We start from the raw sequence: 13,308 nt of genomic DNA, 5'->3' as shown, positions 1-13,308 counted from the left end.
GGGTTTTTTGTTTTTAAAGTGTTTCAAGTTTCAGGTTTCAAGTTTTTCTGAACGTTAAACTTGAAACCTGAAACTTGAAACTTGAAACAATTGTTTATTTTTACGATTCAAAACAAAAAAAATGACTTTTCAAAATACACGCGAATTCGCGAAACAGCTTGACGCAGAAGATACCTTAAATAAATATCAGGAGCAGTTTATATTCCCGAAAGTAAATGACAAACGAGTGATTTATTTTACAGGAAACTCTTTGGGATTACAGCCGAAACGCACCAAAGCATATATTGATGAAGTAATGAATGATTGGGCAGACCTTGCTGTTGAAGGTCATTTTTATGCTGAAAAACCGTGGTGGGATTATCAGGAAAGATTTGCAGAACCTTTAAGTAAAATTGTTGGAGCTTTGCCATCAGAAGTTACGGTAATGAATACTCTCACAGTAAATTTACATTTATTGATGGTTTCGTTTTATCAGCCAAAAGGAAAGCGTTATAAGATTATTTGTGAGGAAAAAGCTTTTCCTTCAGATCAATATATGTTTCAGAGTCAGGTGCATTTTCATGGATATAAAACAGAAGATGCAATTGTTGAAATCAAACGTCGTGAAGGTGAACATAATATTCGTCTGGAAGATGTTCTGGCAAAAATTGAAGAAGTAGGTGATGAACTGGCTTTGGTTTTAATTGGCGGAGTAAATTATTATACCGGACAAGTTTTTGATATTAAAATCATTACAGAAGCCGGACAAAAAGCAGGCGCAAAAGTAGGATGGGATCTGGCACATGCTGCCGGAAATATCAAATTGGAGCTTCATGATTGGAAGGTAGATTTTGCTGCATGGTGCAGTTATAAATACATGAATTCAGGACCTGGAAATGCTTCCGGTTGTTTTGTTCATGAAAAACATCATAATGATCCTGACTTGCCAAGATTTGCAGGTTGGTGGGGACATAATAAAGAACGTCGTTTTAAGATGGAACCAAACTTCGATCCGGTTCACGGAGCTGATGGATGGCAAATAAGCAATTTGCCGGTACTTTCTTTAGCGCCTTATTTGGCTTCTGTTGAAATGTTTGCTGAGGTTGGGATGGATGCTTTAATTGCTAAAAGAGATAAAATTACATCTTATTTAGAATTTATTTTACATGAAATAGATCAGGAAGTAAAAGGCAATTTCGAAATTATTACGCCTTCAAACCCAGAAGAAAGAGCCTCACAACTATCAGTATTTTTGCACGGAGAAGGTCGTAGTTTATTTGATTATTTAATGAAAAACGGTGTTATTACAGATTGGCGTGAACCTAATGTTATTCGTTTGGCACCAGTTCCGTTATATTGTTCTTATGAAGACATGTATAATTTTGGACAAATCCTGAAAAAAGGAATTCTAGGAAAATAAAAGTTATTAATCTCTTAATCCTGATAGTTATTGGAAGAGCGGCTGAAGAAACTTTTACCAAATAAAAATAAGTTTTAAATCCTTTTACGATAGCAATACGTTTTATACGCATGATTTCAATTGCAATCTTCAAATTCTATAATTTTTCGACTGAATCATGTAACGTCATTAATATAAATCTTCTTTAATTTGTAGAGTATAAATTTTTAAAACCACAATCATGAAAAGCTTATGTATAATATTAGTTGCTTTATCAATCGTTTCTTGTCAGAATCAAGGAAAAGAAGATGTCAATAAAGCAAAACAAGCTAGCATTGATTCAATGAAAGTTGAAATTAATAAACAAAGAGTTATTGATTCAATGAAAACAGAAATGGCAAACCTTAAAGAACAGCAACAGGTAGAACAACAAAAAGTAGAATCTCAAAAAGTTGTGGTAGTACATCAACAAGCAGAAAATGGAACTGCGACTTCAACTACAACAACTACTAAAAAGAAAAAGGGATGGAGTGCTACTGCTAAAGGTGCCGTAATTGGTGCTGGAGTTGGTGCTGCTACTGGAGCAATTGTTAGTAAAAGAAAAGGTGAAGGTGCTATTATTGGCGGTTTAGCAGGTGCTGCTTTAGGGACAGGTACCGGTGCTGTTATTGATAGCAAAAAGAAAAAAGAATAGATCAACTGTATATAATAAAAACCCCGATTTAAATCTAAATCGGGGTTTTTTATTTTAAGCTAATTCTAAAGTTGGAATCTTAATTGCTGATAATTCTGATTTATAAAAATTGAAATCTTCTTTAATCCTATTTAAGTCATTTCTGAAATATAAAGAGGATGAAAGTAGCTTCTCATAATATTCAATTCCTTCAAAAATATTAGTTTTAAAAGTATTCCATTTTTTAAGTTGAGAATTAGTAATCTCTCCAGAAATATTTTCAATTTCATTCCTGAAATAATCAACATACATTTTTAATTCTTTCACAAATAAATTTGGTCTGTTTTCTGTCCTTAAAACCGACTTATTTCCATAAATATGACCCACCATATCAGATAAGGAAACTTCTTGGTCAAAATAAGCCATATTTGGTCCGGGACAGATTATTACACCTTGAGCTTGTCCCTTTATTTTAATATCATTCTCTAAATACGATGCATTTGCTAAACCTACGCATAAGCATGATTTTTCGGTAATGTCAAATTTTGCCTTTTCAAAAGCTTTCACAGACATTGTTTCTTTTACGTTTTCTAATTCTTCCAGCTTATGATCCTGAAATTTTTTCGAAGCACTGCAAATTCCTTGTGGATCGTATTCTTTGCTTAAAGCAAGGAATTTCTTTGGACAAGAACTTCCTGCTTTATTTTGATCTATCCTTTTTTGTCTTAGAATTTCATTTGTAGTTCCTCTCAAAGTATTAAATGGAACTCCTAAAGGTGAGATATGACTTAAATATAAATCTTCTTCCTTTGCATTTATTAATAATTCGCGGGTTGCCTTATCTACAGATGTTGCTTCCGGAACCAATAAAAAAGGGGTTCCCCAACCTACGGAATCAACTTTATAGTTTTCTAATAAAAATTCATGTTCTTCAGCAGTTCCTACACCGCCTTGCACTGTTATTTTGAGAGGCAGAGGGATTTCTGGTGTGTAAAATTGTTTTTGCTGTAATACTTTAGTCATCAACTCATGTGCAGATTGAATAAGCTGATCTTTTTTTTCTTTAAACTCTTCTAATATAGGGCCTAATAAAAGTCCGTCAGTGGCGAAAGCATGTCCGCCGCAATTTAATCCGGATTCAATTCTGTATTCAGAAACCCAAAGTCCTTTTTTAGCAAGGAAATTTCCCTGAATCATGGCAGATCTAAAGTCACTTACTTTTAAAGTAATTTTCTTTTTTAGTTCGTTATTTAGATTCGGAAAAAAATCTGAAAAATTCTCAAAATAACTGAACAATCTAGGATTCATTCCCGCAGAAAGTACAACAGAAGATTCAAGATTACTATTTGCAAAACCTCTTAATGCAGCATGGGCATCATTGAATTCAATAGGTAGTTGTTCATTTTTATCAAAATTATCTTTATCCAGTTTTGTCATGATATTCACATCAATTAATCCCGGAGAAAGATGCGACTCGATATAATTTTGAATGTTTTCGGTAAAAGAGATTCCATCATCTAATAGATTTTGAAAACCTTTTTTAATATCCGAAGTATTAGGCAACATCGCAATATAGTTTTCTACTGCTGTTTTGCTTTCTATAAGTTCGTTTTTAAAATTATCGAACTTTTGTTTTACAATTTTGTCAACCAGATTAAGATATGAAGTGATTCTTTGTGCCCGGTAATCATGAAATTTCTGGGTTATTTCTTCGTATTGTAAATTGAATTTTGTGCTGTAAAAATTACGCATCTTTTCAATTAAGTCATCATCGGCTATAGAAACAACAGATGAAATTCCATATTGCGCCACTCTTATTGGGCTGTCGATTGTATATGCGAGCCCCATAACAGGAATATGAAAAGTATGTAAAGGCTTTTTTGTCATTTGTTTTTAAATTAAATAAAGACAAATGTTGGAAAATAAATTATCAAAAAAACTGATAATTGTCAGGTTTGTAAATGTTGGTAATGTGGTTGCCACGAATTTCACGAATTTCACGAATTTTATTTCGAGAAAAAGTTTAGTCCCTGACGGGACAATAAGACTTTGTTGGTATATTTATTTACCAACATTTAACCTCTACGAGGTATATTATTATTGCAACTATACTCCGTTAGGAGTTAAATATTGGTAGAAAATAAATTGAAGTATTTACAATTGTAACACAGGACTACACAGCACTAGTAAAAATAATTTGTGCTAATTCTTGAAATTCGTGGCGAAAAAAAATCCTGAAAAAAAAATCCTAAATCAAAATCTTCTTCAAAGACTCTGCAATGCTTCGCCATAAAAAGTTATAGAATGATTTCTCCTGAATACGTTCTAATTCAACATCTGCGTTTTTTGCTTTGTCTTTTGAGTCGTTTTTGACCAGTAAGTTAACAATCGCTGATTTAAGTTTAGCTTCTTTTTCAGGATGTTTCTTTTTGTATAATTTTACTTTTAAATCGTCATAATCTAACGAAGCATTTCCTTTTGAAATATTATCATTTCCATAAAAATTAAAACGATATTTATTAAAAGTTCCGGTGAAAGAGGCATTCATATACGGCTGGCTGAATTGTCCCATGGCCCTAACATCAAAATTTGAAATTACGCCCTGAATATGAAAACTATCTTTTTGATCCAGAACATTAAAACTCCAGTCGACATTTAAAGGAGATGTTTTCATAAAAAGGCAATTGACTTTTATTTTTACATCAGCCATTTTTTTTAAGCCAAAACCACTTTTTATATTTGTAACATACATATTAAAACGGTCAAAATTTAAAATACCGGGTCCTTTTGAGAAATCAATTTCCTCCTCATAAACTAATTTTGATTTTAGAATTTGAATAGTATCAATTTGAAGCGGAAATTTAATTTTTCGTAATAAGTGATTGTACAGATATTTTTTGCTCAAATCATCTTTCGGGATTTTATTTCGATAAACATTAGCATCAGCATGATTAACGATAAGTGAATTTGCCTTAAAGAAAAACTTGTCATTTTTAAAACCCCAATCCATTTTTTCAATGTGTGCAGAATCAAATTTGATGGTATAAATATCTTTTTCTTTTTCCAGTCTTTTTACAAATTCTTTTCGTCCAAAATCAGGCAGATAAGAGAAGTTTTTAACTTTTAAAAAGTTATTTTCGGTGCTTATTTTACCAATATTCATATGATAAAATGCGCTGGGTTTGTAATATAAACTATCAAATACCAAAACATATTTTTCGAATTGCATTGGAATTTTTTCTTTCAGAGTAGCATCTGTAATCAAAATACCTTCAAGTTTCAATATAATTTTTTTGACACTTAAAATAGGTTTGTTGTTGTCTAATGAAACTACATCCACAGTTCCTTCATTTAGATAAATATTAGAGACAGCAACAATTTTTCGAAAAGGTTCAATGATTTCATTTTTAATACTTTTGCTATTATTCAAAAGTTTTTCTCCTTTTTTATATAAAATTACACGAGGTTTATTGATGATAATGCTTTCGGCCTCAATAATATCGTGAAATGCCAAATCCCAAATATTAAAATGCTTAATTGTAATAGATTCAATTTTAGCGAATAGCCCATTTTTACTATCTTTTGGTTCATTTTTTGGACTAACTAATAATGTGGTAGCATTAATGTTTCGGGAAAGAAGCGAAACTTCGATTTTCTCGTAATGAATATTATACGCCGTTTTGTTTTTATCGTTTATAATTATGGGTAATTGTTTTTTTATCCAATAATTGAGACCAATATTGACTAAAATCACAAAAAGAAAGACTGAAATTACACCGATTGCTATTTTTTTATAGATTGACATTTATCGTATTGGTTTTAAATACATAAATTTAGACTTTTAAAAGTAATGTTTTTTATAGGATTAGTTTTTTAAGTTACATTATTACCAAACCGTTTATCATTATACTTTTTTTGAATATGAGAAAAATTAAAAAAATTCTGCTGGTTTTATTTGTCCTGATTGTTGTTCTTGGAATCGGATTATGTGCCTACATTTTTCATTTGAAACCCAAATATGAAGGTCAGATAGAATTGAAGAACTTTGATAAGGAAACCACAGTTTATTTTGATGATTTTGGAGTTCCTCATATTTACGCAAATTCCGAAAAAGATGCAATGACAGCTTTAGGTTATGTTCATGCGCAGGAAAGATTATGGCAAATGGAATTGCTTCGCAGAATTGCTCCGGGAAAATTATCTGAAATCTTTGGGTCTGTAGCGCTTAAAAATGATAAGTTTTTCTCTGGAATTGGTATTGAAGAAGCTTCGGCGAAAGCCATTGCAAAACTGGATAAAAATAGTCAGAGTTATAAAATGACGTTGGCTTATCTGGATGGAATTAATCAATATTTAGAAGAAGGAACAACGCCAGTTGAGTTTACTTTAGTTGGAGTTAAAAAAGAAAAATTCACGATAAAAGACGTTTACAATATTTTTGGGTATATGTCTTTTAGTTTTGCCATGGCTCAGAAAACAGATCCTTTATTAACGGATATTCGTACTAAATATGGTATTGCATATTTGAAGGATTTAGGAATTGAAGGCGAATTTAATACCACGCAAATCAAAAGTTCAAAAGAAAACATTGAAGAGTATACTACGATTGCAAAATCTGTAGCGGCATTATTGGATAATTCGCCAATTCCGCCTTTTGTGGGAAGTAATAGTTGGGTGGCAGGACCAAAGAAAACCAAAAGCGGAAAAGTGATTTTTGCCAATGATCCGCATATTGGTTTTTCTCAGCCCGCAACCTGGTACGAAGCGCATTTAATTACGCCGGATTTTGAATTATACGGTTGTTATCTGGCTGGAACTCCTTATCCCTTATTGGCACACAATCGTGATTATGCCTATGGATTAACGATGTTCGAAAATGATGATATTGATTTTTATCAGGAAAAAAATAAAGCCGGAGATGCAAACCAATATCAAACGCCAACGGGTTTTGCAAATTACGAAATCAGAAAAAAAACGATAAAAGTAAAAGATACATCGGATGTTGTACTTACGGTAAAATCAAGCCGACACGGACCTATTATGAATGATTTATTAGAACGTTTGGAGAAAAAAAATCCCGTTGCAATGTCGTGGATTTATACCCAACAGCCGATTCAGATTTTAGATGCTGTTTACGGACTTTCGCATGCTAAAAGCAAAGACGATTTCAGGAAAGCAGTTCAATTAGTTGCCGCGCCGGGATTAAATGTAATGTATGGCGATGCAAAAGGGAATGTGGCTTGGTGGGCGACAGGAACGCTTTATAAACATGATAAGGGAGTAAATTCGTTTTTTATTCTTGATGGTGCGAGCGGTAAAGATGATATTAAAGAATATCTTGATTTTTCTAAAAATCCATCTGCCGAAAATCCAAAGTGGGGTTATGTTTATTCAGCAAATAACCAGCCGGAAGCAATTGATGGTTATTTATATCCTGGATATTATTTGCCGGAAGATCGCGCGAAAAGAATTTCAACTTTAATGGATGCAAAATCAGATTGGGATAAAGAAGCAATTAGTAAAATGATTTTTGATAATACATCGCCAGTTTCTCCGGGCGTGGTTCAGAGTTTAATTTCGAATATAAATATTGCGTCACTTTCGTCAAAAGAAAAAGAAGTAATTACAGTTTTGAAATCCTGGAAAGGAACAAATAATCTTGAAGATGTTGCGCCAACGATTTACAACAAATGGGTTTATTTATATTTAAAAAATACTTTTGAAGATGAAATGGGCGAGGATAATTTTAATTTGTTTCTGGGATTATCCGTAGGAAAACAAATTATTGCCAGACAAATTGAAAATGAAAATTCAGTTTGGTGGGATAATATTAAAACAAAAAATGTAAAAGAAACGAGAAGTGAAATTGTATCAAAATCATTTCATGAATCAGTAATAGCGCTTCAGAAACAATTAGGAAATGAAATTACAGATTGGAAATGGGAGAAAGTACACACGGTAGAACACGAACATCCGTTAGGGAAAATTGCCGCTTTGCGTAAACTTTTTGATGTTGGGCCTTTTGCCGCTCCGGGATCTAATGAAGTAATCAACAATCAATTCTTCGGACTTACAAATGAAGGGAAATATTACATAAAAGGCGGACCTTCAACCAGAAGGATCGTTGATTTTTCAGATATAGAAAACAGCTGGAGCATTTTACCAACCGGACAATCCGGAAATCCTTTCAGTAAACATTACAGCGATCAGGCAGAAATGTACAACGCAGGAAAATTCAGAAAAATGAAATTGAATAAAGAAGAGATTGTAAAAACGTCAACCAAATTGGTTTTCAAACCGAAAGAGGAATAGTTTTTTTAGTTTCAGGTTTTAAAGTTTGGCTTGTGTTGTTTACCGCAAAGAACGCAAAGTTTTTTCGCAAAGATTCGAAGGTTTTAACCTTTTGTGACTTTGTCATAAGGAACACGAAGCTTTATGTACAGAATTATAGGCTTTTGCAATCTTTGTCTAAGTTGGTCTGCGCATTTTTCTAATCCCGAGGAACAGGGATAACAATCATTGAAGGCTATTTTCTGTAAAGAATAAAAACCTTTGCAGCTTTGAGCCTTTCCAACTTTGAATATTTTTTTAAAACTTAGAAGCTTAGCAACTTAGCCACTCAGAACCTTTCTCACTTATACTTCCCTCGAACAATATCATTTGCAAATATCTCAAGATTATATCCAAGTGCATCATTAGTAATCATGACGTTTGTGGTTTGATAAGCAGTATCTTGTTTGTATGTTTTTAGTAAATTTTCTAATTCTATTTCGTTGTAAAACGCAAATAAATTGTAAACGGCATCTCTAAAGTTTTTATAATTAATACTTTCAGTAATTTCTACCGTTTTCTTGTCGTTCCAGTTTTCTTTTTGTGCTGCTTCGTTAATAGTCTCTAAACAAAAATCAATAACGTAATTTTTATAATGTGTTGCTTCGACAATTTTGTCAATTATAATTTTGTTTTGCTGAGTAGGCATTGGAACCGTAACTGGAACCAGAGTAGAAGTAGTTTGAGAAATACAAATACTGGGAATAAAAACGAATAGTAATAAAACTAAAAGAGATTGCTTCTTTAATTTTTTCATAGGTATTTAGATATTATTTACAATTTTTAACGATTGTAAATCAGATTGATTTGGGATTTGTAATTGTTTTTTTGGGCACCGCTAAAATAGTTTTTTTATACTAAATATAGAATGGGAAAAACATTTTTTAAGATAAAAAACTCCGATAGTTTTGGCGTGAACCAGAACTATCGGAGTTGGTAAGATAAAGATTACCGCCTTGGGCGTTTATTTTTTTGATTTGATGATTGAAACTTTAATAGTCTTATGAGATTATGTCGTTGTCTTTTAGTTAGACGACTTACTTTCAATTAAGTTTCAAGATCATTCCATTATTTTTATTTTAAAAGAAGGAAGATTATATAGACAAAAGATTACTTTTTAATAGGTCTGTGCTCATAACTAACGATTCGTTTTAATTTCCAGTCATTATTTTTTCGCTCCCAGATATGAATAAATTTTCCGGTTCCTTCCGGTTTTCCATCAATATAAAAAGTATGTTCGCCTATTTGTACGGCTCCAAAATCGCCTAATTTATCAATTGTGCAGGAATTTAATTTTCGGGTTAGTTTTTCCGGTCTCGAACATTTTGCGTTCAATGATTTTATTTCATTTTCTTTCGAAATATTCAAACCAAAACGGTCATCGTAAAACTCAACATCATCGGCTATTATTTTTTTGAATTGAGATGCATCGCATTGATTAAAAGCAACATCAAAAAGCAAACTGTCCATTTTGATGATTTCGGTCTTTAAAACATCCATTTTTATAACCTCGTTACTCGTTTGTGCAACAGCTTGCCTGCTTAAAAACAGAATAAAAAGGACTATTATATTTACCATAGGAATCATAATTTCTTTTTTGTTATTTTCCATTTTATTTTGTTTCTATTTCAATAATTTTTTTTCCGTTTTCACCCAAATAATGGTTCACTATTTTTTCGTAAACTTTGTATCCATCATCAACATTGGTAAAAATAATCAAGCCTTGTTTTGTTTTTGGTAATAATAGAAAGATGGTCTGAACGCCTTTGTCTGCTCCTCCGTGGGATAAAGCATAATTGTTATTTCCTAAGTCGTAGATTTCGAAACCAAGTCCGAAATATTTATTTTTTTTGGTTTCAACCTGATGTGATATCATGTCGTCAAATATCTTTTTAGTCAATCCCTCGCTATTCATTACGCTGCACAAAAACGTTCCGTAATCCCCAATTGTAGTTAGTAAATCATCTGCGGCATTTGCTGTTTTATTTTTAGTAGGTTCGTATGCATTTCCTTTGTTATTGTAGCCAATTGCATATCTTGATAGATCTAACTTGTCATTCCAGATAAGTTGGGAATCAGTCATTTTTAGCGGCTGAAAGATCAATTCATTTGCGAGCTGATCTAATGTTTTATGGAATTTGTTTTCAAGTGCTTTTCGCAAGTATTCAAATCCTTCTCCCGAATATTGGTATTTTGTTCCCGGTTTAAATTTAAAGTCCAGTTTACCGGATTCATTCATAAATCTCCAATTCGGGAAACCCGTTTGATGACTCAAAATGATTCTTGCTGTCAGCAGTTTCGTGTTAGGATAATTTGCAATATCCGGATCTGTCCAATACTTGTACAAAGGTTCGTCTAAATTTAGTTTTCCTTCGCTTGCCAGTTTCAAAGCTATAATCGCCATTACAGGTTTAGTCAGCGAAGCAACATTCCATATCGTGTTATATGCAGCGGAAACTCCTTTTTTAAGCTCACCAAAAACTTTGATTTCTTGTAGTTTTCCGTTGTTGATTACGCCAATTCCTAAAGTAGGAACATTATTTTGTTTTAGCCATTTTTCAATTTCCTGGTCATTATCAAAAATACTGGATTTAGTCCCGGCTGTATTCGTATCCTGATGATCGTAACTAAAAGATCGTCGTAATTTCCAAACACCATTTTCTAATATCCAAACGTGAGTAAATCTAGCTGTACTTCCAAATTTGTCTTTCCCTTCAGACGTTGGCTCAAAAAATTGGTGAATCCCAATTTGCAAAGCGCCATACAAAACACCTTTTTTAGATAACGGATAAATTTCTGTGCTGCCTTCAACTAAATCTCTTCTGGCTTGATAGGTTTTGGTAGAACCGCACAAACCTTTTCTGATGTTTTTTAAAAATAAAGCTTTGTCCTGAATACTGTCTTTGTCGTGGTAAAATTCAAAATTGTTGCTTAATAAATTTTCGAACTGTGATACATCGCAGGTATTAAAACCAACATTAAACAAAAGACTGTCTCTCGACATAATAGTTTTGTACAAAGCCGAGTTTTTTTCTTCCTGAGAAAAGCCAATATGAAATTGGAAAAGGAGTATTCCAACTAAAAACGTTTTTAGCTGGAAAAATGATTTGATGATTGTCATTTTTGATTGATTTGATTGATTGATGATTTTGCAATATTAGAATAAAAATTGCGCTTAAAATTGTACAAATGCGAAATTTTATCTTTTTTTAGAAAGAAAATACAAGTCTGAATTGAACATTTTTGGGGTTGTTTTGGTCACATCTTTAAACTTTTTGATGAAATGTGACTGATCAAAGTATTTGTTATAAAGCGCAACATCCGTCAAACTAAGTTTATCCAAATTAGAATTCACCATTTGATCGACTGATTTTCTGAATTTCAGAATTTGAATGTATTTTTTAATTGTAAGTCCGGTCGCTATTTTAAATTTAATCTGCAATAATCGTTGAGAAACTTCTAAGTTCTTTCCAATTTCCGAAACTGTGATTTCTTCATTTTGGATTTTGATTTGTTCACAGATTTTTTCGACTATGTTTTTATTGGGATGCGAAACATTTAATGCTTCAAAATAAGAATTAATTGTATTTAAGAGTGTCGAAATTTCACTGTTTAAATCGGTATTGATTTTAGTTTGAAAAGGCAATTCGTTTGTATCGACTTTAATGATAGCATCGGTAAAATTGCTTAAATCATATTTAGGAAACATTGAAAGTGTCCATGCATGAAGTTGAATAATGGTAACTTTTGTTTTAGGCTGGATATTAACCAAAACCTTATTACTCATTTGTGAACAAAAGTAAAATCCTTCGTTCATTTCATATTTTTGTTTACTTGTATGAACTTGTATCGAATTTCCGCTAACAATTGCCAGATTAAAACAACCGTTAGGTAGAACAAGTTTATTTTCGATCAGGCTTTCGCCGATGCTGTTATCCAGACACCAAATTTTATTGACAAACCGTTCGCAACTTTCACTTACATAATATTCTGAATATAGTTGCATTTGAGTTATTATTTTTAAAGTGGATTTACGGCGTTTTAGATTTGGAAATCTAAGCTAAAAATTTCACTTTTCCTTTGTAATGATTAGATAAATTCAGAAAAATACTCTTTTTTGGTAACATTCCATTCCTCCGAAATTATGCTGTAATAAACATCATCTTTACTTTTGCCTTCAGAATCAACATAGTTATTTCTAAAAACACCTTCTTTCATTGCACCTAGTTTTTCAATGGCTCTTTGCGATTTTTTATTTTCAAGATCAGCACTAAATTGTATTCTTTTGAACTGAATGTTTTCAAAACCAAAATTTAATAATTCAAATTTACAGGCTTTGTTTAAACCAGTTCCCTGAAAATCTTTTCCGTACCAAGTCCAGCCAATTTCGCATTTTTGGCTTACGTGATTTAAATATCCATAACGCGTACTTCCGGCGACTTTGTTTGTGGCTTTATCAATTATTAAAAACGGATAACATATTCCGTCTGCTTTTTGTTTTAAGGTGCTTTTGATATAATTTTCAAACTCAGCGTCATTTCTAATATACATTCCCATGTATTTCCAAATTTCATCGTCGAAAATAATTTCTTTTAGTTCAATGTTTCTTTCATTTTCAAAAGGGATTAATAAAACTTTTTCGTTTTCTAAAAGAATGTTAGATTGTAATAGTTCGCTTTTCATGGTGTTTATTTGAGGGAAGTAGTTCGGTTTATTGGCCGCTGATTTTACGGATTAAACGGATTTTTTACTGATTTTTTAAGTTAACAACCTGCGTAAATCTGTTTAATCCGTCAGATCCATGGGCAGATTCTTTCTCGTCAAGCGAAAATAGACTTTTCTGTATTTCTAATAAATCCATAAAAACGAAATTTTGTTATGAAAACAGGTGTTGCATGAGGGATAGAAACGGCATCTCCCGATTTAT

General features: G+C 32.2%; 10 protein-coding genes. 3 read left to right on the top strand and 7 right to left on the bottom strand.

The genetic code is table 11. The features are described from left to right. Positions 1 to 121: 121 nt before the first annotated feature. Both kynU and ACHRVX_RS21925 read left to right on the top strand, forming a co-directional pair. Positions 122 to 1,399 carry a kynureninase gene (gene kynU / locus ACHRVX_RS21930; protein ID WP_395336305.1) on the top strand — a complete coding sequence of 426 codons (1,278 nt, stop codon included), beginning with the start codon at positions 122 to 124 and terminating at the stop codon, positions 1,397 to 1,399. A gap of 220 nt (positions 1,400 to 1,619) precedes the next feature. Continuing rightward, the gene (locus ACHRVX_RS21925) at positions 1,620 to 2,072 is read left to right on the top strand and encodes a YMGG-like glycine zipper-containing protein (RefSeq protein ID WP_395336303.1); all 453 of its coding nucleotides are present in this window, start codon (positions 1,620 to 1,622) and stop codon (positions 2,070 to 2,072) included. A gap of 54 nt (positions 2,073 to 2,126) precedes the next feature. On the opposite strand, the gene ACHRVX_RS21920 is transcribed toward ACHRVX_RS21925, so the two are convergent. Then, positions 2,127 to 3,938, bottom strand: a complete 1,812-nt coding sequence (locus ACHRVX_RS21920) for a hypothetical protein (RefSeq protein ID WP_395336301.1) — start codon at positions 3,936 to 3,938, stop codon at positions 2,127 to 2,129. Positions 3,939 to 4,299: 361 nt separating this feature from the next. Beyond that, the gene (locus ACHRVX_RS21915) at positions 4,300 to 5,856 is read right to left on the bottom strand and encodes a hypothetical protein (protein WP_395336299.1); all 1,557 of its coding nucleotides are present in this window, start codon (positions 5,854 to 5,856) and stop codon (positions 4,300 to 4,302) included. Positions 5,857 to 5,972: 116 nt separating this feature from the next. Between ACHRVX_RS21915 and ACHRVX_RS21910 the strand changes: the two genes are divergently transcribed. Continuing rightward, entirely contained in the window at positions 5,973 to 8,363 is a 2,391-nt protein-coding gene (locus tag ACHRVX_RS21910) for a penicillin acylase family protein (RefSeq protein WP_395336297.1), read from the top strand. A 319-nt stretch (positions 8,364 to 8,682) separates the two neighbouring features. Here ACHRVX_RS21910 and ACHRVX_RS21905 read toward each other — a convergent pair whose 3' ends face one another. From ACHRVX_RS21905 to ACHRVX_RS21885, 5 genes are all read right to left on the bottom strand, one after another. Continuing rightward, on the bottom strand, positions 8,683 to 9,138 hold the full coding sequence (locus ACHRVX_RS21905) for a hypothetical protein (RefSeq protein WP_395336295.1): 456 nt from the start codon (positions 9,136 to 9,138) through the stop codon (positions 8,683 to 8,685). A gap of 353 nt (positions 9,139 to 9,491) precedes the next feature. After that, a complete protein-coding gene (locus ACHRVX_RS21900; protein WP_395336292.1) occupies positions 9,492 to 9,992 on the bottom strand; it encodes a nuclear transport factor 2 family protein in 501 nt (166 codons plus the stop codon). Position 9,993: 1 nt separating this feature from the next. After that, positions 9,994 to 11,502, bottom strand: coding sequence for a serine hydrolase (locus ACHRVX_RS21895; protein ID WP_395336290.1), 1,509 nt, complete (start codon positions 11,500 to 11,502; stop codon positions 9,994 to 9,996). 78 nt (positions 11,503 to 11,580) lie between these two features. Then, positions 11,581 to 12,387, bottom strand: coding sequence for a helix-turn-helix domain-containing protein (locus ACHRVX_RS21890; protein ID WP_395336288.1), 807 nt, complete (start codon positions 12,385 to 12,387; stop codon positions 11,581 to 11,583). A gap of 83 nt (positions 12,388 to 12,470) precedes the next feature. Further along, positions 12,471 to 13,064: a GNAT family N-acetyltransferase gene (locus ACHRVX_RS21885; RefSeq protein WP_395336285.1), complete on the bottom strand. Its 594-nt coding sequence runs from the start codon at positions 13,062 to 13,064 to the stop codon at positions 12,471 to 12,473. Positions 13,065 to 13,308: the final 244 nt, after the last annotated feature.

It is taken from the genome of Flavobacterium sp. FlaQc-47 (assembly GCF_044006475.1).
In the GTDB taxonomy this organism is placed as follows: Bacteria; Bacteroidota; Bacteroidia; order Flavobacteriales; family Flavobacteriaceae; genus Flavobacterium.
Note: the sequence above shows the minus strand (reverse complement) of the source record. Positions and strands in the feature narration are given on the sequence as shown.

Coding starts and splice junctions, on each gene's coding strand:
- kynU (WP_395336305.1), top strand. CDS start 122: ATGACTTTTCAAAATACACGCGAATTCGCGAAACAGCTTGACGCAGAA.
- ACHRVX_RS21925 (WP_395336303.1), top strand. CDS start 1,620: ATGAAAAGCTTATGTATAATATTAGTTGCTTTATCAATCGTTTCTTGT.
- ACHRVX_RS21920 (WP_395336301.1), bottom strand. CDS start 3,938: ATGACAAAAAAGCCTTTACATACTTTTCATATTCCTGTTATGGGGCTC.
- ACHRVX_RS21915 (WP_395336299.1), bottom strand. CDS start 5,856: ATGTCAATCTATAAAAAAATAGCAATCGGTGTAATTTCAGTCTTTCTT.
- ACHRVX_RS21910 (WP_395336297.1), top strand. CDS start 5,973: ATGAGAAAAATTAAAAAAATTCTGCTGGTTTTATTTGTCCTGATTGTT.
- ACHRVX_RS21905 (WP_395336295.1), bottom strand. CDS start 9,138: ATGAAAAAATTAAAGAAGCAATCTCTTTTAGTTTTATTACTATTCGTT.
- ACHRVX_RS21900 (WP_395336292.1), bottom strand. CDS start 9,992: ATGGAAAATAACAAAAAAGAAATTATGATTCCTATGGTAAATATAATA.
- ACHRVX_RS21895 (WP_395336290.1), bottom strand. CDS start 11,502: ATGACAATCATCAAATCATTTTTCCAGCTAAAAACGTTTTTAGTTGGA.
- ACHRVX_RS21890 (WP_395336288.1), bottom strand. CDS start 12,387: ATGCAACTATATTCAGAATATTATGTAAGTGAAAGTTGCGAACGGTTT.
- ACHRVX_RS21885 (WP_395336285.1), bottom strand. CDS start 13,064: ATGAAAAGCGAACTATTACAATCTAACATTCTTTTAGAAAACGAAAAA.